We start from the raw sequence: 25,483 nt of genomic DNA on the forward strand, positions 1-25,483 counted from the left end.
CATGACGGAGTCCGACCGCCCGACGGCGCGCACGGGCATCCCCTGGCCGCTCGCGGTGATCGCGGTCGTGCTCGTGGCGGGCCTCGCGTTCGCGATCGGCCGCTTCACGACGTTCGACGACCTCTCCGACGCGACCGGCTCGGGCGGCGGGCCGAACGCCGCGGACGCCGGCTTCGCGCGCGACATGCAGGTGCATCATGCCCAGGCCGTCGAGATGGCGATGATCGAGTACCGCGCGACCGACGACGACGAGCTCCGCGCCCTCGCGTACGACATCGCGACGGCTCAGGCGGCGCAGCGCGGCGAGATGTACGGATGGCTCGTGGCGTGGGGCCTGCCCCAGGCGGGCGACCCGCTCATGTCGTGGATGTCGGGAACCGGACACGACCACGGCGCGAGCGCGACGGCATCCGCCGAGGAGCTCGAAGCGGCGATGGGGATGGCCACGGCCGAGGAGATCGACCGGCTCGCCTCGCTCGAGGGCTCGGCTCGGGACTGCCTCTTCCTCGAGCTCATGATCCGTCACCACGCAGGCGCGATCGAGATGACGGACGCCGTCGTGGAGCTCGGCAGCGACGAGCGCGTGATCCAGACCGCGCGCAGCATGGGCCAGGGCCAGACGGCAGAGATCGCGGCCATGCAGTCGATCCAGACGCGCCTCGGCTGCACCGGCTGAGCGTCGCACCGCATGACGAAGGGCCCGCCGGACGGCGGGCCCTTCGTCATGCGGGTCACCCCTTCGCCGAGCCCGCCAGCAGGCCCCGGACGAAGTAGCGCTGCAGGAACAGGAACACCAGCAGCGGCACGATGATCGCGATGAACGCGCCGGCGGTGAGCAGGTGCCAGTCCTGACCGCGCGACCCGGTCATCTGCGCGAGCAGCTTCGTGATCGGCGCCACGTTGCCGTCCGCGAAGATCAAGGCCACGAGCAGGTCGTTCCAGACCCACAGGAACTGGAAGATCGCGAACGACGCGATCGCCGGCATGCTCAGCGGGAGCACGATGCGGAAGAAGATCTGCCCGTGCCCCGCACCGTCCACGCGGGCCGCCTCGATGACATCCGCCGGGATCTGCGCGATGAAGTTGTGCAGCAGGAAGATCGCGAGCGGCAGGCCGAAGATCGTGTGCGCGATCCACACCTGCGCGTAGCCCGACGACCCCACCGCCTGGATGACCGGGACCCCGAACAGCTCTCCGCGTGAGAACAGCTGCAGGAGCGGGATGAAGGCCATCTGGATCGGGACGATCTGCAGCGCGAACACGAGCACGAACAGCAGGTTCTTGCCGCGGAAGTCCATCCAGGCGAACCCGTACGCCGCGAGCGTCGCGATGATGAGCGGGATGATCGACGCCGGGAGCGTGATCGCGAAGGAGTTCACGAACGAGCCCAGCATCGTGAGGCCGCCCGTCGAGGTGTTCAGCGCCTCGACGTAGTTGTCGAACGTCCAGCCCCAGTTCTGGAAGACCGTCCACCATCCGGTCGTCTGGATCTCCACACGCGGACGGAACGACGACACGAACACGCCGAACGTCGGGATGGTCCACAGCACCGCGATGACGAGCGCGGCAACCGTGGCCCACGGGTTCGTCAGGCGGCGCTTGGTGTCGCTCAGCGCGCGCTTCCTCGACGGCTTGCCCGCCGTCGTCACGAGCTCGGTCGCGGTCATCAGCGCACCTCCCTCTGTGCCTTGAGCTGTCGCGCGTTGTAGATGACCAGCGGGAGCACGAGCACGAACAGGATCACGGCGTACGCCGCGGACCGTCCGGCCTCGAAGCTGCGGAACTGCGAGTACATCTCGTTCGCGAGCACCGAGGTGTTGTTCGCGCCCGCGGTCATCGTGCGGACGATGTCGAAGATCTTCATGGACGCGATCGCGATCGTCGTCAGGACCACGATCAGGGAGGGCCGGATGCCGGGCACCACGACGTTCATGAAGCGCTCGTACGCGTTGGCTCCGTCGAGCTCAGCCGCCTCGAGCTGCTCGGTCGGCACGCCCTTGATCGCGGCGGACAGCACGACCATCGCGAATCCGGTGTAGATCCACACGAACACGACGATGAGGAACAGCGTGTTCCAGGGCTCCACCTGGAGGAACGGGACAGGGCTGCCGCCGAACCAGACGATGATCTGGTTGACGAAGCCGATCTGCTCCGCGTCCGCGGGCCGAGCCGTGTACATGAAGCGCCAGATGATCGACGCACCGACGAACGAGATCGCCATCGGCAGGAACACGAGGATCTTGTAGACCTTCTCCCCGCGCGTCTTGTCGATGAAGTACGCATAGACGAGGCCCACGACCGTCGACACGATCGGGGCGATGAGCACCCAGACGATCGTGTTCACGATCGTGCGGATGCCCTGCGGCTGCGTGAAGATCCAGATGAAGTTGTCGAGTCCGATGAAGCGCGAGCCGCTCGCATTGAACATCGACTGCCCGAACGTCTGGATGACGGGGAAGACGAGGCCGACGAGCAGCAGGATCAGGGCGGGCGCGAGGAATCCGACGAGCTGGAACAGGTAGCCGGCTCCCTGCTTCGACCGGTAGTCGAGCCAGAAGAACAGCAGGCCGAGGACGCCGGCCGCGATGATCGCCCACCAGTAGGACTGGAGCATCCACATCACGGCCAGGGGCAAGAGCACGCACGCGGCGAGCCGGATGTACGTGTACACCCGGCCCGCGCGCGGCGCGATCTCGATGAAGAAGAGCAGGATGCCGACCGCGAGCAGGAACACCCCGATGATGATCGGGATCTCCAGCCACGGCGAGAGCGTGCTCAGCCAGTCGAGAAACGCTTTCATGTCCGGCCGTTACTCTTCCGGCCAGCCCGATTCGATCTGCTCCAGGACGTCGTCGGTCGAGGCGCCGTTCACCCAGTCGCGCATGCCCGTCCAGAACGTGCCGGCGCCGACTGCGGAGGGCATGAGGTCGGATCCGTCGAAGCGGAACGTCGTCTCCTCGTCCTGGAGGATCTCGATGGCCGCCTTGAGGATCGGGCTCTGCGCGTTCTCGGGGTCGAGCCCGTTGTTCGCGCTGATCACGCCGCCGAGCGAGACGCGGGAGTTCGCCCACTCGGGGCTCGACAGGTACTCCTGCACCTTGACGACGTTCTCGTCGTCGCTGAACGCGCCGACGATCTCGCCGCCGCCCGTGATCATCTGGCCGGCGCCCGCGTCGACCGGGGGCAGCATGAACGCCCAGACATCGCCATCCTCGCCGACCTCGCCGCCGGCTTCGACGATGAAGCCGTCGAGGAACGACGCCTGGTGCGTCAGGAGGCAGTCGCCCGAGACGAGCGCGTTCGCCACGTCGCCGAAGGGCGTCGAGCCGATCGAGGCCACGTCGCCGAAGCCCGCGTTGACGTAGTCGGGGTTGAGGAGGATCTCGGCCGTCGCGTCGAAGGCCTCCTTGATCTGCGGGTCGGTGAAGGGGATCTCGTTCGCGACCCACTGGTCGTAGACGTCGGGGCCGGCCTGGCGCAGGACGAGGTCCTCGATCCAGTCGGTGCCCGGCCATCCGGTCGCGGCGTCGGACCCGAAGCCCGCGCACCACGGCGGCTCGCCCGTCTCGTCGCGGATCTGCTGCGTGAGGTCGAGCAGGCCCTGCCAGTCGGTCGGGACCTCCCAGCCGTGCTCCTCGAACACGCTGGGCTGGTACCAGATCCAGCCCTTCGCGTTCGCCATGAGGGGCGCGCCGTAGATCGTGCCGTCATGCGAGGCGTAGGTCTCCCAGTCCTCGGCCCAGTACTCGCGGAGGTTCGAGACGACGCCCTCGGGGGCCTCCATGAGGTAGCCGCGGCTCGCCATGTCGGACAGCAGGCCGGGCTGCGGGAAGATCGCGAGGTCGGGCGGGTTGCCGCCCTGCGCGCGAACGGCGATCTGCGCCTCGAACTCCTGCGAGCCCTCGTACACGATGTCGATGCCGCTCTCCTCCTCCCAGTCCGCCCAGGACTGCTCGAGGAGCTCCGCCTCCGCGTCGACGATCGTGCCGTAGACCGTGACCTGGGCGTCTCCGCCGTCGCCACCGCCCCCGTCTCCGCCGCCATCCGATGCTCCGGGGCCGCTCGTGCATCCCGCGAGAGCGAGACCGGCGATCCCCAGCCCGCTCGCCGCGAGGAGGATCCGCTTGCGTCCTGCAGTCTTCATCGTCTGCTCCTATCTCGAGCATCTTCTCTGTGGAAAGGCTGTGCTCTCCAAGCTAGGAGCCATAGGAGCGCTTCCACAATCACTTGACAGTCACGGACCCGTAACGTCCGCAGACGCACGAAGGCCCCGGGACGAACCCGGGGCCTTCGCGAAGAAGCTTCGAGAAGAAGACTTACTTGAGGGTGACGGTCGCGCCGGCGCCCTCGAGGGCCTCCTTGGCCTTGTCGGCCGTCTCCTTGTTGGCGCCCTCGAGGACAGCCTTGGGAGCGCCGTCGACGACAGCCTTCGCCTCGCCGAGGCCGAGCGAGGTGAGCTCGCGGACGACCTTGATGACCTGGATCTTCTTGTCGCCGGCAGCCTCGAGGATGACGTCGAACGAGTCCTTCTCCTCCTCGGCCGGAGCGTCGCCGCCCGCAGCCGGGGCGCCAGCGGCCGCAACGGCGACCGGGGCAGCAGCGGTGACGTCGAAGGTCTCCTCGAAGGCCTTCACGAACTCGCTGAGCTCGATGAGCGTGAGCTCCTTGAACGCGTCGAGCAGCTCTTCGGTGCTGAGCTTCGCCATGATGTTTCTCCTACTTTTTCGGGGTTTCGGGGTTGCTTCCGCGCAGCCTGATCAGGCTGCGGTCTCCTGCTTCTCGCGCAGCGCCTCGACCGTGCGAACGGTCTTCGACAGCGGCGCCTGGAAGAGGGCGGCAGCCTTCGACATCGAGGCCTTCATCATGCCCGCGACCTTGGCGAGCAGGACTTCGCGGCTCTCGAGGTCAGCGAGCTTGCTGACCTCCTCAGGGCTGAGGGCGGTGCCATCGAAGTAGCCGCCCTTCACCACGAGAAGAGGGTGTGCCTTGGCGAAGGCGCGCAGACCCTTGGCGACGGCGACGGGGTCGCCGTGCACGAAGGCGACGGCCGACGGACCCTTGAGGTCGTCGTCCAGCGCCGTGATCCCCGCGTTGTTCGCGGCGATCTTGGTCAGCGTGTTCTTCACCACGGCGTACTCCGCGTCCTGACGGATCGCGTTGCGGAGCTCCTTGAGCTCGGCAACCGTCAGACCGCGGTACTCGGTGAGCAGAACGGCGGTCGAGCTCTCGAACTGCTTCGTGAGCTCGGCGACCGATGCTTCCTTCTGCGCCATGGCCACTCCTTGATTGTCCTGAGGTGCTCCACGGAGGTGGGGCACCGGCCGCGCCACCCGCCCCGAACATGAGAAAGAGCTCCGGCGCAAGCGCACGGAGCTCGGTTCCCGTTCTCACGGGATTCGTTCGTGACACCTGCGCGGGCCCCTGCAGTGCAGAGCTTCGATCGTCACGTGCTTGCGCACACGGCGATGACCGGCGGTCTTCGGCTCGGACCAGCGTACCCGACTCGAGAGCCTGGGCCAAATCGATGGAGCGGACCTTCCGCACCGAGTCCGCCGAACCCGCATGTCCGGTCGGGACGCCGTCAGGGGGCGGGGTTAGGGTCAAGAGGTGACCCCCGAACTCGCCGCCCGGATCGTCGCGGACTCCCGCGACAGGGTGGCCTGGCTCCGGGCGCGGTCGCAGGGCATCACCGCGACCGACATCGCGACGATCACGAGCGAGCGGGTCATCCCCCGCGCCGCCGAGCAGAAGCTGCGCGGCTCGTCGTTCGGCGGCAACGCGTACACCGACCACGGCCGGCGCCGCGAGCCCGAGATCGCCTCGTGGGTCGCCGCGACCCACGGCATCCAGCCGTCCAGCGCCCTCTTCCACGCGACGATCGAGAAGCGCCATCTCGCAACCCCCGACGGGATCGCCGTCGACCAGAGCGGCCGCATCCTGCTCGCCGAGATCAAGACGACGAACAAGACGTGGCGCACCATCCCGCGCTCGTACCTCCGCCAGGTGTGGTGGCAGCAGCACGTGCTCGGCGCCGAGCGGACGCTCTTCGCCTGGGAGGAGCACCGCGACTTCCAGCCGCTGCACGACGAGCCGAAGTGCGTGTGGATCGACCGCGACGACGCGGAGATCTCGCGGCTCGTGAAGCTCGCGACCGCCCTCATCGACGAGCTGTACCGACGCACGACGGGCAACGAGCCGCCGCGCCGGCCCGAGGCCGCCGTGACCGCGCCGCTCACTCCGCGCGAGCGCGCACTCCAGCGCTCCGCGTATCGGGCACTGGCCCTCGCCGACTGACGCGCCGCGTCGCACGCCCCGGGTGGCGGGCATGTCTCATCCGCCCCGCCGCGCCATGTCTCACCCGGCGCCGTTATAGACGCCTCATACCGTCAGCAAGCGAGACACGCACCTCACGCCGACGCAGCATGTCTCATCCGCAGCCGCTATCGGCACCCCATACCCACACCCAGCGAGACACGCACCGCCCAGGGGCCAGGCATGTCTCACCCGCCGCCGTTATCGGCACCCCATACCGGCACCAAACGAGACACGCACCGCACGCCCACGCGAACACCACACGCACCGACATCCGGGAGTTAGTTGCGGTTCGTCAACGTTCTGGATATCGTTGACTTTCCTCAACTTCTGCATGCCGACGCTGTCATGCCAATCCGGACACGATCGCGAAAGGTGCGTATGAGCGCGCAACCCACACCCGCACAGGCGCCCGCGGCGCGGATGTCCCGCCGCCAGGTGCTCGAGGCCCTCTCGGGCCTCCTCCTCGCCATGTTCTGCTCCATGGTCTCCACGACCGTGGTCGGCACGTCGCTGCCCATCATCGTCCCGGCGCTCGGCGGTACCCAGGAGTCCTACACCTGGGTCGTGACGATCACCCTCCTCACCACGGCGATCTCGACCCCGATCTGGGGCAAGCTCGCCGACCTCGTCAACCGCAAGACCCTCATGCTCATCGCCCTCGCGGTCTTCGTGCTCGCGAGCGCGGGTGCCGGCATGTCCACGAGCGCCGAGATGCTCATCGCCTTCCGCGCCCTCCAGGGCCTCGGCGGCGGCGGTCTGGCCGCGCTCAGCCAGGTACTCATGGCCGACATCATCAGCCCGCGCGAGCGCGGCAAGTACATGGGCCTGTTCGCGGGCGTGATGGCGGTCGCGACGGTCGGCGGCCCGCTGCTCGGCGGCGTCATGACCGACACGATCGGATGGCGCTGGAACTTCTACGTCGGCGTCCCGCTGGGCATCATCGCGTTCGCCGTGCTCCTGCGGACGCTGCGGATCGAGCAGATCCGCGCGGCGAAGGTGCGCATCGACTACCTCGGCATCGTGCTCCTCAGCGTCTCGGCCGGCGTGCTCCTCGTCTGGATCACGAACGTGTCGGACTACGGATGGATCAGCTGGGAGACCGCATGGATGGTCGGCATCGCGCTGATCGCGGCCGTCGCGTTCGTGCTCGTCGAGCTCCGCGTCGCCGAGCCGCTCATCCCCCTCACGCTCTTCCGCAACCGCACGTTCACGCTCGCGGTGCTCGCGTCGATCTCGATCGGCGTGGCGATGTTCGGCACCTCCGTCTACCTCGGCCAGTACATGCAGATCTCCCGCGGGTACGGCCCGACCGAGGCGGGTCTGCTGACGATCCCGATGGCGGCGGGCATGCTCGTGGCGTCGGCCGTCGTGGGACAGCTCGTCACGCGCTTCGGCCGCTGGAAGAGCTACCTCGTCGTGGGCGCCGTGCTCATGATCGCCGGAACGGGCCTGCTGTCGACGCTCGCGTACGACACGTCGCTGTGGCTCGTCGGCACGTACATGTTCCTGCTCGGAGCGGGCACCGGCATGACCATGCAGAACCTGGTCCTCGTCGTGCAGAACACGTCGAAGCCGCAGGAGATCGGCGTCGCCAGCTCGGGCGTCAACTTCTTCCGCACGGTCGGCGGCACCGCCGGCGTCGCCGTCATGGGGTCGGTGCTGGCGGCGAGCATGACCCAGCAGCTGACGGATCGCGCACAGGAGATCGGCGCCGCCGTGATGAGCCTGGGCGAGCAGGGCCAGGCCATCCTCGCCCAGCTCCAGTCGGGCGCTCTCCCGGTCACGCGGGACATGCCCGAGGCCATCGCCGTGATCATCGAGGACGCCTCGGCTCAGGCGATCTCGCACGCGTTCCTCATCGGCGTGCCTCTGGCGGTCCTGAGCCTCGTGGCGATCGCCTTCCTCCCGAACAAGCCCCTCACCCGGCAGAACAACATCGAGCGGATGCGCGCGCAGCGTCTCGAGGGCGATCTCGCGGTAGCGACCGCCGAGACGGGTTCCATCCCCGTGCACGTCGCAGATGACGGCGACGCGTCATCTGCGCGCAGCCGCTGAGGCGATCCGAGAGAATGATCCCGTGACCGCCGACACCGCCCAGGACGCCGCGCCCCCGCGCGGACCCGGGCTCCCGCTTGCGGGGACGACGCCCGCCGAGGGCGTCTCCCCCGAGCAGGCGGAGGCCATCAAGTCGGTCGAGGCCGAGTTCAGCGAGCTGATGACGCACGTGCGGCGCATCATCCACGAGAACGCAGACCGCGTGTCCCCCGGGCTCAACCCCGGCGCCTACAAGGTGTTCACCGCGATCGTCCGGCACGGCCCGCTCAAGGCGTCGACGCTCGTCGAGCGGATGATGCTCGACAAGGGCCAACTGAGCCGCACCGTGAAGGACCTGCAGGATCTCGGCCTCATCGCCCGCACACCGGATCCGAGCGATCGACGGGCGCATCTGCTCGAGGCGACCCCGCTCGGCATCGCGCGCCTCGAGGAGGCCCGCTCCCATCACGAGAGCCTGCTCTACGACACCCTCCTCGCCTGGGATGTCGAGCGCGTCCGCGACCTCGCGGGCCTCCTCCACGCACTCACCAACGGGACGACGCCCGACCCCCGCTGAGGCTCACAGCAGCGTGCACGAGACACCCGAGATCAGCCCCGCGTGGTAGCGGACGCGCTGGCCGAAAGGCGAAGTCCAGCTGGTGCCAGGCAGGATCGTGTGCGGCTCGAAATCGACGTTGACTCCGAGCAGGGACTCGATGCTCCCGATCAGACCGGTGCGGAAGCTCGCTCGGTACACGCCGGGGGAGACAGTGCTTACCTCAGGCTGGACAGAGAAGGTGCTTATCGGCGTCGTCACCCTCCACTCGACGCGCGCACCTGTCGGCTGAGCGGGAAGCGTGTACTGGACCGACATGAACACGCCGCCGAGAAGCGGGCGCACGCAGGTGGTGACCGAGAGCGACGACGGCGTGGACAGCGTGCCCGCGGTCAGCGTCGCGTTCGCATGCTCCGCATCTGTGAAGGCCGCGTCGGTCGTCGTCGCAGCAGGCGTGAGCACGGCGACCCCGAGCGCGGCGGCGAGGGCGAGTGCGGCGATCCGCCTGCGGAGCCGGGTCATCGCGGCGACCTCCGTGCGCGGCGGCCGCGGGCGAGCGCGGCGACGCCTCCGCCCACGAGCACGACTCCCGCAGCCAGCAACAGCGGTGCGGCAGATCCGCCCGTCGGCGACAGGTCGCGCTCGTCGTCCTGATCGACGAAGACCTCGTCGCCCGCCGCGCGCACGTGGACCGAGACCTCCGCTTCGGCCGATTCGACGGCCGAGGGCGCCAGGCCCACGTCCAGCCGTACGAAAACGGGTTCCTCGGTGCCCGAGCTCCGCAGCCAGTCGGTGTCCCCGTCGAGCGGCAGCGCCCAGTCGGCGCGCAGGACCTCCGCCCCCTCAGGGCACTCCGCCCCCTGCCAGGCGACGCCGCACGTGGCGATATCAGCGACGAGGTCGAGCCCGCCTGTGCCGCGGACGCCGATGTCGAGCGTCCCGGGGTCGGGCGCGTCCACGGAGATCGCGAGCGTCCACGCGACGCTCTCGCCCGGCTCGAGCCGCGCCATCCGCTCCCAGTCCGCCGTCGACTCGATCCGGATGTGCTCGCCCTCGATCACCCGCGTCGTCGGAGCGGCGACGGCCGCCGTCGGCAGCGCGACGGCCGCGACGACCGCCGCGAGGCAGAGAGCTCGACGCGGGGTCATCCGGTCCCCCGGCCCTCAGGCGCTAGCTCTTCCCTCGCGCGCTCGGCGCCATCCGCCCGACGCGGCCAGAAGGCCCAGCCGACGAGCAGGGCCGCCCCGATCGAGAGCCCGCCGAGCACACGCGGATCGCCGAAGGACGCGATGACCGGCGCGATCCCGGGCACGGAGAAGAGCACGATCCGTGCCGTGGTGATCGCGTACGGCGCGACGTCGTCCTGCTCGTTCGCGTCGCCGCGCATCGTGATCACGCGCTCGTCGGCGCTCGCCCCCGGGTTGATCGAGGTGATGCGGTGCGTCACGGGCAGCTGGCCCTCGCGGTCCACGGTCACGACGTCGCCCACGTCGAGCGACGCGGCCGGCACACGCTGCACCATGGCGACGGAGCCGGAGGGGATGGCCGGAGCCATCGATCCCGTGCGGAACATGATGAGCGTGATGTCGAAGAGGTATGCGAGCACCACGAGCACGATGCAGACCGTGCCCGCGAGCGCCGCGAGGGTCAGGAGCACGTCGCCGAGGAAGCGCGCGGGCGTCCGCCGACGGATGCCCTGGGCCCGGCGGGCGCGGGCGTCGCGACGCGTCTGCGGAGGAGCGCTCATGCGAGGACGCTCACGAGGACGTCGCCGTGAACTGCCACGTGGGCGTCACGGAGGCTCCCTGCGCCGCGTTGGGCGCGGTCGACGGGAGCGTGACGGCGAAGCAGTAGTTGACGGTGCTCGCGCCGTTGGCAGACAGGCTCTGCGACGACGCGGCGTCGGCACCGAGGGGCGAGCCCGGCGGGATCACGGTCGCGGTCGATGCTCCGAACGTCGTCGCGTCGCACTGCGCCGCGGGAACCGTGCGGACGCCGTAGGTGAGGTACTGGCCGAGCCCTGTCGTGGCGTTGGCGTCGGTCGCGGTGAGGAGGACGCTCCCGGCGATCGAGGGATTCACCGTGCGCACGCTGAACAGCGCGTAGGTCGTCGTGCCCGGAGCCATCGCCGTGGGGGCGACCTGGAAGTTCAGGACGGCGGCCGCGCCCGCACTCGCGTGCTCGGTGAAGGTCGTGCCGTTCGTCGCACCCACGATCCCGAACGTGCCCGCCGTGAGCGTCGCCGTCGTGTGCTCGGTGTCGTTCCATGCCGCCAGCGTCGCGGCGGCGCCGATGCCGAGCACGACGCCGCCTGCCAGCACCGCCCGCAGGCGGCGCCACCGCAGCGCCCGCCGCCGCGCGTCGCGCGTGGCCTTGCGCGCCACGGGACTACTCCGACGTCGCCGTGAACGACCAGGTCGCCGTCGCGTCGCCGCCCTCCTCGAGCCCCGCCCCGGCCGTCACCTCGAAGCACAGCTGCACGGGTGCACCGGGCGCGGCGTCTCCCGCGGTGAGCGTCACGTCGGCACCTGCGGTCAGCGCGTCGAGCGTCGCGCCCGATGCGACGAGCGTGCCCGTCGCGGTCGCCGCGCTGCAGGTCGCGTCGGCGGCGATCGCGTACACCTCGTACGACAGGTTCGCCGCATTCGCGCCCGTGGCCGCGACGGTGTCGGCGACGAGGGTCGCGTCGGAGGTCGTCGTGTCATCGAGTCGCACCCAGAACGGCGCGTAGACGACGTCGGTCGGCGACAGGTTCTCGGCGAGCGGCAGCGTGAAGGCGAGGGCCGCTCCGGGTGCCGTCTCGTGGTCCGCGTAACCGTCCGTCGCGCTCGTCGTCGAGCCCTCCAGGTTGAACGCGCCGGCCCCGAAGGTCCCCGTCGCGAACTCCGAGTCGTTCCAGGCGGCCAGCGTGACGACGGCGCCGACGCCGAGGACGAGTCCTCCGGCGAGGACGGCGAAGACCTTGCGGCGCCGGGTGTCGGTCGTGCTCATGTGTGCCCCCTCGTGGTGCTGCGTGTGCGGATATCGGTATTCACGCCGTTCCAGCGTCGCACATGAAACACCGCGCGCATAGCCCTCAGGCTGGGGGCCGGACACCCACGTGCGTCCGGGGCGGGAGACGACGAAGGCCCCGTCCGGAGACGGGGCCTTCGCAGGATGGGCGTGTTACGCGATCGCGTTGACGTCCAGCGGGATGCCGGGGCCGAACGTGGTCGACACCGCGCCCTTCTGGATGTAGCGGCCCTTCGAGCTCGACGGCTTGAGGCGGACGATCTCCTCGAGCGCTGCGCCGATGTTCTCGTTCAGCTGCTCGGCCGAGAACGAGGCCTTGCCGACGACGAAGTGCACGTTGGCGTGCTTGTCGACGCGGAACTCGATCTTGCCGCCCTTGATCTCCTCGACGGCCTTGGCCGTGTTGGGGGTGACGGTGCCGGTCTTCGGGTTGGGCATGAGGCCACGGGGGCCGAGCACCTTGCCGAGTCGACCGACCTGGCCCATGAGCTCCGGCACGGCGACAGCCGCGTCGAAGTCGGTCCAGCCGGCGGCGACCTTCTCGATGAGCTCGGCGCCGCCGACCTCGTCCGCACCGGCGGCGATGGCGGCCTCGGCGGCCGGGCCGTTGGCGAAGACGATGACGCGGGCGGTCTTGCCCGTTCCGTGCGGCAGGATGACCGTGCCGCGGACCATCTGGTCCGCCTTGCGCGGGTCGACCGAGAGCTTGAGCGCGACCTCGACGGTCGAGTCGAACTTCTTCGAGCCCGTCTCCTTCGCGAGCGCGACGGCCTCAGCGGGCGTGTAGAACTTGCCGGCCTCGATCTTCTCGGCGGCGGACTGGTAAGCCTTGGACTTGGTAGCCATGTTCGTTATCCCCCTCAGTCCTCGACCGTGATGCCCATGGAGCGGGCGGTGCCGGCGATGATCTTCGAGGCGGCCTCGAGGTCGTTCGCGTTGAGGTCGGGCTGCTTCGTCTTGGCGATCTCGGCGACCTGCTCCTTGGTGAGCTTCGCGACCTTGACCGTGTGCGGCGTGGACGAGCCCTTGGCGACGCCTGCCGCCTTCTTGATGAGCTCGGCTGCCGGCGGAGTCTTCAGGACGAACGTGAAGCTGCGGTCCTCGTAGACGGTGATCTCCACGGGGATGACGTTGCCGCGCTGCGACTCGGTCGCCGCGTTGTACGCCTTGCAGAACTCCATGATGTTGACGCCGTGCTGACCCAGGGCGGGTCCGATCGGCGGCGCCGGGTTGGCTGCACCGGCGTTGATCTGAAGCTTGATCAGGCCGGTCACCTTCTTCTTCGGTGCCATTTCCTCTTCCTCTCATCGAGTGAATGCCGGATGCATCCGCTCTCCCGCGCATCCGGCGGATCCGGATGGCGGTGTGTCGGCGCGCGCGAAAGCGCACGCAAACCACACAAGTCTACCCGATTCGGCGACGCCGCGCAGCACGCCCGCTGAACGGCGAACGCCCCGCCGGCGGGAGCCGACGGGGCGTTCGCGACGCGCGAAGCGGGTCAGATCTTGGTGACCTGGTCGAACGAGAGCTCGACGGGCGTCTCTCGCTCGAAGAGCGACACGAGCACCGTGAGCTTGCCGCTCTCGGGCTTGATCTCGCTGATGGAACCGGGAAGGCCGGCGAACGAGCCCTCCTTGATCGTGATCGTCTCGCCGATCTCGAAGTCGACCTCGGCCGGGATGACGCGAGCGGGGGCCGCCTGGCCCTTCTTCGACGCGCCCTTGGCGGCCTGCGCCTGCGCCTCCTTGAGCTCCGCGAGCGGCTTCAGCATGTTGAAGGCCTCTTCGAAGCGGAGGGGCGTCGGGTTGTGGGCGTTGCCCACGAAGCCCGTGACGCCCGGCGTGTGGCGCACGACCGACCAGGTGTCCTCGTTGAGCTCCATGCGCACGAGCACGTAGCCCGGGATGCGCACGCGCGTGACCATCTTGCGCTGGCCGTTCTTGATCTCGACGACGTCCTCCATCGGGACCTCGACCTGGTAGATGTCGTCCTCGACCTCGAGCGTCGACTTGCGCTGCTCGATGTTGGCCTTCACCTTGCGCTCGAAGCCCGCGTACGAGTGGATGACGTACCACTTGCCCTCGAGCGAGCGCAGCTCGCGGCGGAACGCCTCATAGGGGTCGTCCTCGGCGTCCGACTCCTCGTCGTCGGCGTCGTCGCCGACCTCGGGGCCGTCGTACGGTGCGACCTCCTCGGCGGCAGCCGCCGCGGCCTCGTCGGCCTCCTCGGCCGCGGAGTCCGTGAGGACCTCGGCAGCGGCCTCGACCTCAGCGGCCTCGTCGATGTTCAGTGCGTCGTTCACGATCGCGTCGGCCTCCGGGTCGTCGATGTCGATGTCCTCGTCAGAGTCCTCGTCGAAGTCGCCCTCGACGTGCATGGCGTTGTGCTCGGCGGACGAGCTCGAGCGCTCCTCCTCGGCGAGGACGTTGCCCTCCTGGGCCTCGTCCTCTTCGCTCGACTGCTCAGCAGCCGTCGCCAGGTCGACGTCGTCGGCATACTTCTCAGACACGTGGTTTCTCTTCCGTTCCGGACGCCGAGAGGCGTCACGCAGACTTGCTCTCTCCATTGTGGCGCGGAGAGGGCATGCGCGTCATCCGACCGGCTGGATCAGCTCGGGACGCCGAAGACCACCGTCGTGACCCACGAGAACAGGTAGTCCAGGCCGTACACGAGGGCCATCATGATCACCACGAACCCCAGCACCACGGCGGTGAACTTCAGGAGCTCCTTGCGCGTGGGAGTGACGACCTTGCGGAGCTCGGCGATCACCTGGCGGATGAAGATCACGATGCGCGCGAAGAAGCCTGCCTTCTTGCCGCCGGTCGTGCCAGCCGCCGCGACGATCTCGCCGCCCGAAGCGTCGTGGGCCATGGGTTACCTTTCGTGAGTCAGCTGTCGCTGACGCGCAGGGCGGACAGGAATCGAACCTGCAACCTGCGGTTTTGGAGACCGCTGCTCTGCCAATTGAGCTACCGCCCTAGAGATCGTTCGATCTCAGGAATGCCCCTCCCCGACTGCCGTCGTGCACGAGGCACAGCGGAAGAATGCAGAGGAGCACTGCTTCATCCAGCATACGGCATGCCGATGGGCACCGCGAACCGAGGCGCGCCGTCCGCTCAGCGCGCGTCCGCGTGCGCGCGCGGCGCGTGGGCTTCCAGGAACGCGTACACGTCGGTCGTGTCGACGCCCGGGAAGGAGCCGGTCGGGAGCGTCGCGAGCAGGGTGCGCGGCGTCCGCACGTTCGGCCACGCGCCATCCCGCCACGCGGACTCGAGCTCGGCGGGCGGCCGCCGACAGCAGGTCTCGACCGCGTGCCGCGACACGCCGCGCTGGGGCGTGTCGCGCCCCACGAACCACTTCGTGTCGTCGAAGCGCACGCCGACGCTCACCGAGTGCGCGCCCTGGCTCGAATGCTCGACGCGCGCCGTGCACCAGTAGGTCCCGTTGCCCGTGTCGGTGTACTGGTAGTACGGGTTGAACCGGTCGTCGACGTCGAAGACGACGCGGCTCGTCCAGAGCCGGCAGCACAGCTGCCCCTCGATCGACCCGAGGCGGTCGGTCGGGAAGTTGACGTCGTCGTTCTCGTAGGCTTTCGTGATCGTGCCCGACTCATGCACCTTGAGGAAGTGGACGGGGATGTCGAGGTGCCGGGTCGCGAGGTTCGTGAACCGATGGGCTGCGCTCTCATACGACACCGCGTAGGCGTCGCGGAGGTCCTCGATGGAGATCGCGCGTCGCGCCTTCGCGTCGCGCAGCACGGGCACCGCGTGATCCTCCGGGATGAGCAGGGCGCCGGTCAGGTAGTTCTGCTCGACGCGCTGCCGCAGGAACTCCCGGTAGTCCGAAGGCGCCGAGTGCCCGAGCACCCGGCTGGCGAGAGCCTGCAGCACCGCCGTGCGCGGGTCGCCACTCACCCGGTCGGAGAGGTAGAGCCGCCCGTGGCGGAGGTCGGCGACGCTGCGCGTGGTCTGCGGGAGGTCGGGCACGTAGTGGAGCGTGAAGCCGAGATGCGCCGCGATGTCGCTCGCGGCGCGCTGCGTGAGCGGCCCTCCCGGGTGGTCGATCGCCGCGAGGAGCTCGCGCGCCTTCTGCTCGAGCTCCGGGAAGTAGTTGTCCTGCCGTCGCATGAGACGGCGCAGCTCGACGTTCGCGCGGCGCGCCTCCTCGGGCGTCGCCGAGCGCTCGTCATGCAGGCGGTCGATCTCGCCGGTCAGGCGGAGGATGGCTCGGAGCACGTCGTCGGGGACGGCCTTGGGAATGCGGAAGGGCTCGATCCCGAGGGTCTGCATGCGCGGCGAGCGCAGCGCCCGCTCGAGCGCGATCTCCATGCCCGCCCGCTCGTCGAGCGCGTCGGCCTCGAGCAGCGCGTCGATGCCCACGCCGAGCGCCTTCGCGATCGTGCGCAGCATCGACAGGCGCGGCTCGCGCCGCCCGTTCTCGATCATCGAGAGCTGGCTCGGTGCGCGCCCGACCGCCGCCGCGAGCGCATCGAGCGTCATGCCCCGCTCGGCGCGGAGCTGGCGGATGCGGCGCCCCACGGCGAGCGCGTCGGGCCCGTCCTCTTCGACTTCTTCTGCGGCGACCATGCGCCGATGATGCCACAGGACATCCGATCTGCAGAAGATCTCGTAAAATTCTCCTCTCGAACTTTCCCCGAATCGCTCGACTTTCTCGGATCGTTGTGTTCACGACAGCACGCGGCACCCGCCGCTCACCACGAGGAGCACGATGATGAGCACCCCCGAAGAGAACACGACCGCCGGTCGCCGCCCGGGCGACCAGACCCAGACGGCCGAGGAGCTCCGCCTCGAGTGGAGCGCCGATCCCCGCTGGAACGGCATCACGCGCGACTACACGGCCGAGGACGTCATCCGCCTGCGCGGCACCGTCCGCGAGGAGGCGACCCTCGCCCGCCGCGGCGCGGAGGTCCTGTGGGAGCGCCTGAACTCGGACGAGTACATCCGCGCGCTCGGAGCGCTCACCGGCAACCAGGCGGTCCAGCAGGTCCGTGCAGGGCTCAAGGCGATCTACCTCTCCGGATGGCAGGTCGCGGCAGACGCGAACCTCTCCGGGCAGACGTATCCCGACCAGTCGCTCTACCCCGCGAACTCCGTTCCGGCCGTCGTGCGCCGCATCAACAACGCCCTCCTCCGCCAGGACCAGCTCGAGCACGCCGAGGGCGAGGTGACCCGCGACTGGCTCGCCCCGATCGTCGCCGACGCGGAGGCCGGCTTCGGCGGCCCGCTCAACGCCTACGAGCTGGCGCACGCGATGATCCAGGCGGGCGCCGCCGGCATCCACTGGGAGGACCAGCTCGCGAGCGAGAAGAAGTGCGGGCACCTCGGGGGCAAGGTCCTCGTGCCGACGCAGCAGCACATCCGCACGCTCAACGCCGCGCGGCTCGCGGCCGACGTCGCGGGCGTGCCGACCATCCAGATCGCGCGCACCGATGCCCTCGCAGCCGACCTCCTGACGAGCGACGTCGACGAGCGCGACCGCGCGTTCACGACCGGCGAGCGCACGGACGAGGGCTTCTACCGCGTGCGCAACGGCATCGAGCCGGTGATCTCCCGCGGGCTCGCCTACGCTCCGTACGCCGACCTGCTCTGGGTCGAGACGGGGACCCCCGACATCGAGCTCGCCCGCGAGTTCGCGGCGGCGATCCACGCCGAGCACCCCGGCAAGATGCTCGCCTACAACTGCTCGCCCAGCTTCAACTGGCACCGCGCGCTGTCCGACAGCCAGATCGCGTCGTTCCAGGAGGAGCTCGCCGAGCTCGGCTACCGGTTCCAGTTCATCACCCTCGCCGGCTTCCACGCCCTCAACCACTCGATGTACCAGCTCGCGCGCGGCTACGCCGAGCGCGCGATGACGGCCTACGTCGAGCTGCAGGACGCCGAGTTCGCCGCCGAGGCCGACGGCTACACCGCCACCAAGCACCAGCGCGAGGTCGGCACCGGCTACTTCGACCACGTGTCGACCGCCCTCAACCCCTCGAGCGCCACCCTCGCTCTCGTCGGCTCCACCGAGGCCGAGCAGTTCCACTGATGCCGCACCCGGCTCAGGCCATCCGCTTCTCTTCCCTTCAGGAGTCATCATGACCATCACCGACATCGCCCCGCCCGCCGCCGACGAGCGCTACCGCGCACGCACCGCCCCGTCGATCGAGGTCGCCGGCCGCCTCCACGAGCGCTTCGAGGAGATCCTCACCCCCGAGGCGCTCGCGTTCCTTGCCCAGCTGCACGAGCTCTTCGCAGGCGCGCGCTACGACCGTCTCGCCGATCGAATGCGGCGCGGCTACGAGATCGGCAACGGCCGGGACCCGCGCTTCCGCGAGGACACCGCGCGCATCCGCGAAGAAGCCTCCTGGCGCGTCGCGGGCCCCGGGCCGGGTCTCGAGGACCGACGCGTCGAGATCACCGGCCCGACCGATCCGCGCATGACGATCAACGCGCTGAACTCGGGGGCCCGCGTGTGGCTCGCCGACCAGGAAGACGCGACGAGCCCGACGTGGCGCAATGTCATCGGCGGGCAGCTGTCGCTGCGCGACGCGATCCGCGGCGACCTCTCGTACACGAGCCCGGACGGCCGCCGCTACGAGGTCACCGCCGAGCGCACGCCCACGATCGTGATGCGCCCCCGCGGCTGGCACCTCGAGGAGCACCACCTGCTCTTCACCGACCGCCACGGGCGCACGATGCCCGCTTCGGGCTCGCTCGTCGACTTCGGCCTCTACGTCTTCCACAACGCCGAGCAGCTCATCGCCAACGGCGCAGGCCCGTACTTCTACCTGCCGAAGATCGAGTCGGCGGAGGAGGCGCGCCTGTGGGACCATGTCTTCTCGTTCTCGGAGCAGTACCTCGGCATCCCGCACGGCACGATCCGCGCGACCGTGCTGATCGAGACGCTGCCGGCCGCGTTCGAGATGGAGGAGATCCTCTACGAGCTGCGCGACCACTGCGCGGGGCTCAACGCGGGCCGCTGGGACTACATCTTCTCGATCATCAAGACCTACCGCGGCCGCGGATCGCGCTTCGTGCTGCCCGACCGGAACGAGGTCACGATGACGGTCGACTTCATGCGCGCCTACACCGAGCTCCTCGTGCAGACGTGCCACCGGCGCGGCGCGTACGCGATCGGCGGCATGAGCGCGTTCATCCCCAACCGCAGGGACCCCGAGGCGAATGCGCGGGCGATGGAGAAGGTCGCGGCCGACAAGAAGCGCGAGGCAGCGGACGGCTTCGACGGCACCTGGGTCGCGCACCCCGATCTCATCCCCGTCGCCCAGGCGGAGTTCGACGCCGTGCTCGGAAACCGGCCGAACCAGCTCGAGCGCACCCGCGACGACGTCAGGGTGCGCGAGCGCCACCTGCTCAACCTGTGGATCGGGCGCGCGATCACCGACGAGGGCGTCCACGGGAACGTGTCCGTGGCCATCCGCTACATCGAGGCCTGGCTGCGCGGGCTCGGGGCCGTGGCGATCGACGGCCTCATGGAGGACGCGGCGACGGCCGAGATCTCGCGCTCGCAGATCTGGCAGTGGATCCGGCAGGAGCAGGTCACCGAGCAGGGCACGCCGATCACCCGCGAGTACGTGTCGGAGCTCGTCGACCGGGTGCTCGGCGAGGTCGAGCGCTCGGAGGGAGACCGCTTCGACGAGGCGGCCGAGGTGTTCCGCGACGTGGCCCTGAGCCCGACGTTCCGCGCCTTCCTCACGACGAAGGCCTACGCCGACCATCTCGTCGAGCGGGACTGACGTCCTGCGCCCGTGCGAGTCGGAGCCTCGGACCTCCGGCTCGCACGGGCTTGACCAGGGCGAAGGAACGGCCGAGTTTTCGCCCCCTCGGCGAGCGGCGCGCCCGCGTCGCGCCGACTACGCTGGGGGCGTGACCGACCGCGCACCGCTCTCTCGCAAGCTCTCCGCCATCGCCGAATCCGCGACCCTCAAGGTCGACGCCAAGGCGAAAGCCCTGAAGGCCGAGGGCAAGCCCGTCATCTCGTATGCCGCCGGCGAGCCCGACTTCTCGACGCCGCAGTTCGTCGTGGACGCGGCGGCCGAGGCGCTCCGCAACCCGGCGAACTTCCGCTACACCCCCGCCGCGGGTCTCCTCCCGCTGCGCGAGGCGATCGCCGCGAAGACCCTCCGCGACTCGGGCCTCGAGGTGTCGCCGAGCCAGATCGTCGTGACGAACGGCGGCAAGCAGGCCGTCTACCAGGCGTTCCAGGCCGTCGTGAACCCCGGCGACGAGGTGCTCCTGCCCGCGCCGTACTGGACGACGTACCCCGAGGCCATCCGCCTCGCCGACGGCGTCCCGGTCGAGGTCTTCGCGGGAGCCGACCAGGAGTACAAGGTCACCGTCGAGCAGCTCGAGGCCGCGCGCACGGAGCGCACGACCGTCCTCGTGTTCGTGTCGCCCTCCAACCCCACCGGCTCGGTCTACACCGCCGAGGAGACCGCCGCGATCGGCCAGTGGGCGCTCGAGCACGGCATCTGGGTGATCACCGACGAGATCTACCAGAACCTCGTCTACGAGGGCACGCGCGCCGTGTCGATCGTCGAGGCCGTCCCCGAGCTCGCCGGGCAGACCCTGCTGCTGAACGGCGTCGCGAAGACGTACGCCATGACCGGATGGCGCGTGGGCTGGATGGTCGGGCCCTCCGACGCGATCAAGCTCGCCGCGAACCTCCAGTCGCACCTCACGAGCAACGTCAACAACATCGCGCAGATCGCGGCGACCACCGCACTCAGCGGACCGCAGGACGAGGTCGAGGAGTTCCGCACGGCGTTCGACCGCCGTCGCCGCCTCATCGTCTCGGAGCTCGCGAAGATCGAGGGCGTCACCGTGCCGAACCCGCTCGGGGCGTTCTACGCGTACCCCGACGTGCAGGGCCTGCTCGGCCGCGAGTGGAAGGGGCGCCGCATCGAGACATCGCTCGAGCTCGCCGACTTCATCCTCGACGAGGCCGAGGTCGCCGTCGTGCCGGGCGAGGCGTTCGGCCCGAGCGGCTACCTGCGCCTGTCGTACGCGCTCGGCGATGACCAGCTGCTCGAGGGCGTCCAGCGCCTCCAGGAGCTCTTCGCGTAACACCCCGTCGGTCGGCCCACCGCGGCCCACGAGACTAGCCCCCGTCGTCGAGACCGGTGCTCCGAGCACCGGTTTCGACCACGGGGGCTAGTCTCGATGATGTAGGGGGCGGACGGCGCTACAGCTCGACACCCACGAGGACGGGCTCGGGCTGCAGCACGATGCCGAACTCCGCCGCCACGCGGCTGCGGATGAAGCGCGCGAGCTCGGCGACCTCTCCGCCTGTGGCACCGCCGCGGTTCGTGAGCGCGAGCGCGTGCTTGGTCGACACGCCCGCGCGCGAGCGCGGCAGGCGGAAGCCCTTCTCGATGCCCGAGTGCTCGATGAGCCACGCCGCGGGCACCTTCACGTCGGCGCGCGTGCTCACCACGCGCGGCAGGGCCCCGTCGTAGGACTCGAGCGGGATGACGACGACCGGGTCGAGATCCGGCTCGACGGGCCACCGCGGGCACTCGTCAGGCAGTGTGCGCGCGACCGACTCGGGCAGGATCGGGTTCTGGAAGAACGAGCCCGCGCTGTGCGTGTCGGCGTCGGGGTCGTCGAGGACCATGCCCTTGGACGCCCGGATCGCGAGGACGTGATCGCGGATCCACGCCAGCGAGACCGCCGCGTCCTCCGCGACGCCGAGGGCGCTGCGCAGCCGCGCGTCGCGGATGGGCCGCTCGCCCGTGCCGACCTGCTCGAGCTCGAGCGTGAGCGAGAGGATGACCGCCTCCCGCTCGGGCACGGACCCGTAGTGGCGCTTGAGCACCGACGTGCGCGGGCCGAGCGCGAGGTCCGCGGCCGGCACCGTCGACACCTCGCCCGTGGACGCGTCGATGAGGTCGACCTCGACGAGCGTCTGGACGATCTCCTGCCCGTAGGCGCCCACGTTCTGGATCGGCGCGGCCCCCGACGTGCCGGGGATGCCCGACATCGCCTCGATGCCCGCGAGCCCGTTCGCGACCGTCCAGGCGACGAGCTCGTCCCAGTTCTGGCCGGCCTCGACGCGCAGCCGGACGCGGCCCTCGCGTGCGCCGCCGACGACCTCGAAGCCGCGGGTGAGGATGCGGACGACCGTGCCGGGGAACGGCTCGTCCCCCATGAGCAGGTTCGACCCGCCGCCGAGGACCATCCACTCGCCGTCGTCGCTCCACACGTCGCGCAGGGCCGCGACGAGCTCGTCTCGCGTGTGCGCGTCGATCATGCGCTCGGGCGCGGCGCCGACCCGCAGGGTCGTGAGCTGCGAGAGGGGGATGGGCGCGATCTCGCTCATGCGCGGCGCACGCGCACCTGCGCCTTGCCGAGCACGGTCGTGTCGGCGTGCGTCACGGTGAGGTCGATGCGCACGGTGTCGTCGGCGACCTGCCCGACCTTCGCGACGACCGAGACGTCGGCGCCGGTCTCGGCGTCCACGACGACGGGGCGCGTGAAGCGCACGCCGTACTCGGCGATCCGGCCGGTGTCGCCGAGCCACTCCGCGATCGTGCCGACCGCGAGGCCCATCGTCAGCATGCCGTGTGCGAGCACGCCGGGCAGGCCCACCGACTGGGCGACGTCGTCGCGGTAGTGGATCGGATTGAAGTCGCCGGATGCCCCGGCATAGCGCACGAGGGACTCGCGCGTGAGGTGCACGGTGCGCTCGGCGACGACCTCGCCGACGGTGAGCTCAGACATCCGCGCTCTCCTCTCCCCCGACGAGCAGGACCGACGTCGCGGTGACGACGTGGCGCCCCTCGGCGTCGACGATCTCGGCGTCGCTCGTGATCATGGCGTTCGAGCCGACCGAGCGGATGCCCGTGACGGTCAGCTGCGCCGTGAGCTCGTCGCCCGCGACGATCGGGCGCGTGTAGCGGAAGCGCTGCTCGGCGTGGATCGTCCGCTCGAGCGCGATGCCGCTGTCGGGCTCGCCCAGCAGCTGCTGCAGCGTGTGGTCCTGGACGACCATCGCGAAGGTCGGCGGCGCGACGACGTCGGCGTAGCCGAGCGCGCGCGCGGCCTCCGGGTCGCTGTGCTGCGGCGCGTCGGCGAAGACGGCGCGCGCGAACTCGCGCACCTTCTCGCGACCCACCAGATACGGGGGCGTCGGCGGGAACTCTCGTCCGACCAGTTCGGGGTTCACAGGCACCCGGCCATCCTAACGAGGCCGCCTCCAGGCGCGGTCGGTAGACTGCCGCACGTGTCCCATCGTGTGAGCCCGCGTCGCGGGCGTGAGGAGGTCGTCGGCGCCGCTCGCGCCGACGACAGAGCCTGAGCGGTCGCCGCGCCCCTGCGCGGCCCGTCGCTCCGGCGCGCCCTTCTGCGGCGTGCCGTGCTCTCGCCATCCGCGCGAGACCTCACCACCCCCGCGAGACCGCGACCCGCTCGCGAGACCTCCTGCACGGCAGGCGGTCTCGCCGTCGGCCGGAGTCCCGCTGACACACGACGCCGCGCACGCACGCGGCCGCCTTCGAGGACCTGACATGAACACCCTGACCGAGCGCGACATCCGCGCCTCCTTCGTCAACGCCTCCCGCAAGGAGGTCTCCGACCTGACCCTCCCGGTCGACTTCGCCGAGCGCGACTTCGATCGGCTCGACTACCTCGGCTGGGCCGACCCGAAGCTCCCCCGACGCGCGTACGTCGTCGCGGAGCTCGACGGGCGCCCCGTGGGCGTGCTCCTGCGCCAGGCCGAGCAGCGCACGGGCGCCCGCGCCCTGTGCTCATGGTGCGAGGACGTGACCCTGCCGAACGACGTGCAGTTCTTCGCCGCGCGCAAGACGGGCCCCGCCGGCCGCAAGGGCGACACGATCGGCACCCTGGTGTGCGCGAACTTCGGGTGCCCCGCCGCCGTGCGGAAGCTCCCGCCCCTCGCCTACCAGGGCTTCGACCGCGAGGCGGCGCGCGACGAGCGCATCCGCCGTCTCGGCGAGCACGTGCGGGCGTTCATCCGCGCGCTCGGCGTCGACGGCTGACGCCGCCCCGGTCACCCCTTCGCGCGCGCGGCGCGGATGGCCTTCTGGGCCATCTGCGCCGCGATCACGACGAGGAAGACCGCGAAGAGGATGTTGCCGACCTGCGGGTCGACGAGGTTCGCGACCCACGTGCCGAGCGGCGCGGTCGCGCAGGCCGCGAGGCCCACGCCGACGGCGGCGGCGACGTCGACGTTGTGCTTGCGGATGTTCGCCACGGTGCCCGAGAGCGACGTCGGGATCATCATGAGCAGCGACGTGCCCTTCGCGACGAGGTCGCTCATCCCGAAGAGCAGCATGAGGACGGGCACGACGACGATGCCGCCGCCGACGCCGATGAGCCCCGACACGATGCCGGTCACGAGGCCGAGCACGACGAGGCCCGCGCCGCTCCAGACGTCGATCTCGAGCACGGCGTCGCGCGAGGGCACGATGAGGAAGAGGCTGATCATGACGACGACGAGGAAGCCGACGAAGATCCACCGGAGCACGGGCTCCGACAGCGCGTGGAGCATCCGCACGCCGATCTGCGCGCCGAAGACGGCGCCCGCGGCGATGAGCAGCGCCGCGACCCAGTCGACGTCGCCGTTCACGGCGTAGGAGATGACGCCGACGATCGCCGTCGGGATGATCGCCGCCGACGACGTGCCCGCGCCCAGGCGCTGCGTGAAGCCGACGAGGAGCACGAGCAGGGGGACGATGACCGTGCCGCCGCCCACGCCGAAGAGCCCGGACAGGAAGCCCGCGAGCGCGCCGATCCCGACGAACGCCGCGATCGCCCCCGCGCCGCGGCGGCGCACCTCGGTCACTGCGCCGACCCGATCGCCGACACCGCGCCATCCCTCGTCATCCGTCCGTGAGCCATCCGTCCACGCTACCAACGGCATGTTTCCGGCGATGACGCGCGGGGCGCGCGGCGTCAGCGCAGCGCGCGGACGAACACCGCGGAGTCGCGGGCGCTCTCGACGCGGGTGAACCCCAGGCGAGGGTAGAACGCGAGCGCGCCCGTGTTCGCGGGATCCGCGGCGAGGTGCACGCCCGGCACGCCGCGCTCGCGCAGCGCGTCGAGCAGGGTCTCGACGAGGCGCCGCCCCCACCCCTGTCCCTGCAGCTCGGGCAGAAGGTCGATGTGGAGGTGCGCGGGATGGGCGGCGAGATGCGGCTGGTCCTCGGGGCCCCGGCGATGCGCGTACCGGAGGAGGTCGGCTTCGCGCCCGGGACGATCGCCGGGGTCGGGGAACCGCGCGGCGCGCGGCGGCCACCACGTGTCGCGGAACCAGGTCTCGAAGGCGGTCGTGTCGGGCGCGCACACGATGTAGCCCGCCGCGCGCCCTCCCGACTCGACGACGAGGGCGAGATCGGGGTGACGGTCGACGTACGGGTACAGGAAGAGCTCGGGCCACAGCTCGTCGTCGCCGAGGAGGCCGGTCGCGTCGCCGCCCGCGTCGGCGGTGCGCACGCACACCTCGCCGAGGGCGGCGCGATCGGAGGGGCGGTACGGACGCATCAGCGCGGCGGGTTCGCTCACGACCGCCAGGCTATCCCGCGCG

Annotated in this window: 28 protein-coding genes and 1 tRNA gene; 8 read left to right on the forward strand and 21 right to left on the reverse strand. The window is 70.2% G+C overall.

The genetic code is table 11. The features are described from left to right. Window position 1: 1 nt before the first annotated feature. Window positions 2-676, forward strand: a complete 675-nt coding sequence (locus tag PKE79_RS10370; protein WP_271173626.1) for a DUF305 domain-containing protein — start codon at window positions 2-4, stop codon at window positions 674-676. 55 nt (window positions 677-731) lie between these two features. Here PKE79_RS10370 and PKE79_RS10375 read toward each other — a convergent pair whose 3' ends face one another. The 5 genes from PKE79_RS10375 to rplJ form a co-directional block, all read right to left on the reverse strand. Continuing rightward, window positions 732-1,667 carry a carbohydrate ABC transporter permease gene (locus tag PKE79_RS10375; RefSeq protein ID WP_271173627.1) on the reverse strand — a complete coding sequence of 312 codons (936 nt, stop codon included), beginning with the start codon at window positions 1,665-1,667 and terminating at the stop codon, window positions 732-734. Next, window positions 1,667-2,800 carry a carbohydrate ABC transporter permease gene (locus PKE79_RS10380; RefSeq protein ID WP_271173628.1) on the reverse strand — a complete coding sequence of 378 codons (1,134 nt, stop codon included), beginning with the start codon at window positions 2,798-2,800 and terminating at the stop codon, window positions 1,667-1,669. Before PKE79_RS10380 ends, PKE79_RS10375 begins: the two co-directional genes overlap by 1 nt. Before the next feature lie 9 nt (window positions 2,801-2,809). After that, complete coding sequence (locus PKE79_RS10385) at window positions 2,810-4,144, reverse strand: ABC transporter substrate-binding protein (RefSeq protein ID WP_271173629.1); 1,335 nt, start codon at window positions 4,142-4,144, stop codon at window positions 2,810-2,812. A gap of 172 nt (window positions 4,145-4,316) precedes the next feature. Then, a complete protein-coding gene (gene rplL / locus PKE79_RS10390; protein ID WP_271173630.1) occupies window positions 4,317-4,706 on the reverse strand; it encodes a 50S ribosomal protein L7/L12 in 390 nt (129 codons plus the stop codon). A 51-nt stretch (window positions 4,707-4,757) separates the two neighbouring features. Further along, window positions 4,758-5,273, reverse strand: coding sequence for a 50S ribosomal protein L10 (gene rplJ / locus PKE79_RS10395; protein WP_271173631.1), 516 nt, complete (start codon window positions 5,271-5,273; stop codon window positions 4,758-4,760). 334 nt (window positions 5,274-5,607) lie between these two features. On the opposite strand from rplJ, the gene PKE79_RS10400 reads away from it, so the two are divergent. From PKE79_RS10400 to PKE79_RS10410, 3 genes are all read left to right on the forward strand, one after another. Beyond that, window positions 5,608-6,294 (forward strand): YqaJ viral recombinase family protein, encoded by a 687-nt coding sequence (locus PKE79_RS10400; protein ID WP_271173632.1) that lies wholly within the window; start codon window positions 5,608-5,610, stop codon window positions 6,292-6,294. Between the two features lie 399 nt (window positions 6,295-6,693). Continuing rightward, window positions 6,694-8,370 carry an MDR family MFS transporter gene (locus PKE79_RS10405; protein ID WP_271173633.1) on the forward strand — a complete coding sequence of 559 codons (1,677 nt, stop codon included), beginning with the start codon at window positions 6,694-6,696 and terminating at the stop codon, window positions 8,368-8,370. A 22-nt stretch (window positions 8,371-8,392) separates the two neighbouring features. Continuing rightward, window positions 8,393-8,926, forward strand: a complete 534-nt coding sequence (locus tag PKE79_RS10410; RefSeq protein WP_271173634.1) for a MarR family winged helix-turn-helix transcriptional regulator — start codon at window positions 8,393-8,395, stop codon at window positions 8,924-8,926. A gap of 3 nt (window positions 8,927-8,929) precedes the next feature. Here PKE79_RS10410 and PKE79_RS10415 read toward each other — a convergent pair whose 3' ends face one another. The 11 genes from PKE79_RS10415 to PKE79_RS10465 all read right to left on the reverse strand — a co-directional run bounded on the left by PKE79_RS10415 (window position 8,930) and on the right by PKE79_RS10465 (window position 16,503). Further along, a complete protein-coding gene (locus PKE79_RS10415; RefSeq protein WP_271173635.1) occupies window positions 8,930-9,427 on the reverse strand; it encodes a hypothetical protein in 498 nt (165 codons plus the stop codon). Then, window positions 9,424-10,053 carry a hypothetical protein gene (locus PKE79_RS10420; protein ID WP_271173636.1) on the reverse strand — a complete coding sequence of 210 codons (630 nt, stop codon included), beginning with the start codon at window positions 10,051-10,053 and terminating at the stop codon, window positions 9,424-9,426. The genes PKE79_RS10415 and PKE79_RS10420 overlap by 4 nt, the downstream gene beginning before the upstream one ends. After that, window positions 10,050-10,652: a signal peptidase I gene (locus PKE79_RS10425; protein WP_271173637.1), complete on the reverse strand. Its 603-nt coding sequence runs from the start codon at window positions 10,650-10,652 to the stop codon at window positions 10,050-10,052. The genes PKE79_RS10420 and PKE79_RS10425 overlap by 4 nt, the downstream gene beginning before the upstream one ends. A gap of 10 nt (window positions 10,653-10,662) precedes the next feature. After that, the gene (locus PKE79_RS10430; protein ID WP_271173638.1) at window positions 10,663-11,289 is read right to left on the reverse strand and encodes a SipW-dependent-type signal peptide-containing protein; all 627 of its coding nucleotides are present in this window, start codon (window positions 11,287-11,289) and stop codon (window positions 10,663-10,665) included. 4 nt (window positions 11,290-11,293) lie between these two features. Then, window positions 11,294-11,896 (reverse strand): SipW-dependent-type signal peptide-containing protein, encoded by a 603-nt coding sequence (locus tag PKE79_RS10435; RefSeq protein ID WP_271173639.1) that lies wholly within the window; start codon window positions 11,894-11,896, stop codon window positions 11,294-11,296. Window positions 11,897-12,070: 174 nt separating this feature from the next. Further along, complete coding sequence (gene rplA / locus PKE79_RS10440; protein WP_271173640.1) at window positions 12,071-12,763, reverse strand: 50S ribosomal protein L1; 693 nt, start codon at window positions 12,761-12,763, stop codon at window positions 12,071-12,073. A 14-nt stretch (window positions 12,764-12,777) separates the two neighbouring features. Continuing rightward, on the reverse strand, window positions 12,778-13,209 hold the full coding sequence (gene rplK, locus PKE79_RS10445) for a 50S ribosomal protein L11 (RefSeq protein WP_271173641.1): 432 nt from the start codon (window positions 13,207-13,209) through the stop codon (window positions 12,778-12,780). 206 nt (window positions 13,210-13,415) lie between these two features. Continuing rightward, window positions 13,416-14,426, reverse strand: a complete 1,011-nt coding sequence (gene nusG, locus PKE79_RS10450) for a transcription termination/antitermination protein NusG (RefSeq protein WP_271173642.1) — start codon at window positions 14,424-14,426, stop codon at window positions 13,416-13,418. A 98-nt stretch (window positions 14,427-14,524) separates the two neighbouring features. Then, window positions 14,525-14,788: a preprotein translocase subunit SecE gene (gene secE, locus PKE79_RS10455; protein WP_271173643.1), complete on the reverse strand. Its 264-nt coding sequence runs from the start codon at window positions 14,786-14,788 to the stop codon at window positions 14,525-14,527. Between the two features lie 35 nt (window positions 14,789-14,823). Then, window positions 14,824-14,896, reverse strand: a tRNA-Trp gene (locus tag PKE79_RS10460). Window positions 14,897-15,033: 137 nt separating this feature from the next. Then, the gene (locus PKE79_RS10465; protein ID WP_271173644.1) at window positions 15,034-16,503 is read right to left on the reverse strand and encodes a helix-turn-helix transcriptional regulator; all 1,470 of its coding nucleotides are present in this window, start codon (window positions 16,501-16,503) and stop codon (window positions 15,034-15,036) included. Between the two features lie 145 nt (window positions 16,504-16,648). Between PKE79_RS10465 and aceA the strand changes: the two genes are divergently transcribed. The 3 genes from aceA to PKE79_RS10480 all read left to right on the forward strand — a co-directional run bounded on the left by aceA (window position 16,649) and on the right by PKE79_RS10480 (window position 21,003). Continuing rightward, on the forward strand, window positions 16,649-17,965 hold the full coding sequence (aceA, locus tag PKE79_RS10470; protein ID WP_271173645.1) for an isocitrate lyase: 1,317 nt from the start codon (window positions 16,649-16,651) through the stop codon (window positions 17,963-17,965). Window positions 17,966-18,014: 49 nt separating this feature from the next. Further along, the gene (gene aceB / locus PKE79_RS10475) at window positions 18,015-19,673 is read left to right on the forward strand and encodes a malate synthase A (protein ID WP_271173646.1); all 1,659 of its coding nucleotides are present in this window, start codon (window positions 18,015-18,017) and stop codon (window positions 19,671-19,673) included. 130 nt (window positions 19,674-19,803) lie between these two features. Next, window positions 19,804-21,003 (forward strand): pyridoxal phosphate-dependent aminotransferase, encoded by a 1,200-nt coding sequence (locus PKE79_RS10480; RefSeq protein ID WP_271173647.1) that lies wholly within the window; start codon window positions 19,804-19,806, stop codon window positions 21,001-21,003. A 118-nt stretch (window positions 21,004-21,121) separates the two neighbouring features. On the opposite strand, the gene PKE79_RS10485 is transcribed toward PKE79_RS10480, so the two are convergent. From PKE79_RS10485 to PKE79_RS10495, 3 genes are read right to left on the reverse strand one after another with little or no spacing between them, the layout of a single operon-like run. Further along, complete coding sequence (locus PKE79_RS10485; protein WP_271173648.1) at window positions 21,122-22,258, reverse strand: UDP-N-acetylmuramate dehydrogenase; 1,137 nt, start codon at window positions 22,256-22,258, stop codon at window positions 21,122-21,124. After that, on the reverse strand, window positions 22,255-22,659 hold the full coding sequence (locus PKE79_RS10490; protein WP_271173649.1) for a MaoC/PaaZ C-terminal domain-containing protein: 405 nt from the start codon (window positions 22,657-22,659) through the stop codon (window positions 22,255-22,257). Before PKE79_RS10490 ends, PKE79_RS10485 begins: the two co-directional genes overlap by 4 nt. Continuing rightward, the gene (locus PKE79_RS10495; protein ID WP_271173650.1) at window positions 22,652-23,110 is read right to left on the reverse strand and encodes an FAS1-like dehydratase domain-containing protein; all 459 of its coding nucleotides are present in this window, start codon (window positions 23,108-23,110) and stop codon (window positions 22,652-22,654) included. Before PKE79_RS10495 ends, PKE79_RS10490 begins: the two co-directional genes overlap by 8 nt. Before the next feature lie 334 nt (window positions 23,111-23,444). On the opposite strand from PKE79_RS10495, the gene PKE79_RS10500 reads away from it, so the two are divergent. Next, a complete protein-coding gene (locus tag PKE79_RS10500) occupies window positions 23,445-23,936 on the forward strand; it encodes an FBP domain-containing protein (protein WP_271173651.1) in 492 nt (163 codons plus the stop codon). An 11-nt stretch (window positions 23,937-23,947) separates the two neighbouring features. Here PKE79_RS10500 and PKE79_RS10505 read toward each other — a convergent pair whose 3' ends face one another. Next, a complete protein-coding gene (locus PKE79_RS10505) occupies window positions 23,948-24,742 on the reverse strand; it encodes a sulfite exporter TauE/SafE family protein (RefSeq protein ID WP_271173652.1) in 795 nt (264 codons plus the stop codon). Between the two features lie 110 nt (window positions 24,743-24,852). After that, window positions 24,853-25,461 (reverse strand): GNAT family N-acetyltransferase, encoded by a 609-nt coding sequence (locus PKE79_RS10510; protein WP_309299971.1) that lies wholly within the window; start codon window positions 25,459-25,461, stop codon window positions 24,853-24,855. Window positions 25,462-25,483: the final 22 nt, after the last annotated feature.

Source organism: Microbacterium barkeri (assembly GCF_027921765.1).
Taxonomy (GTDB): domain Bacteria; phylum Actinomycetota; class Actinomycetes; order Actinomycetales; family Microbacteriaceae; genus Microbacterium; species Microbacterium barkeri.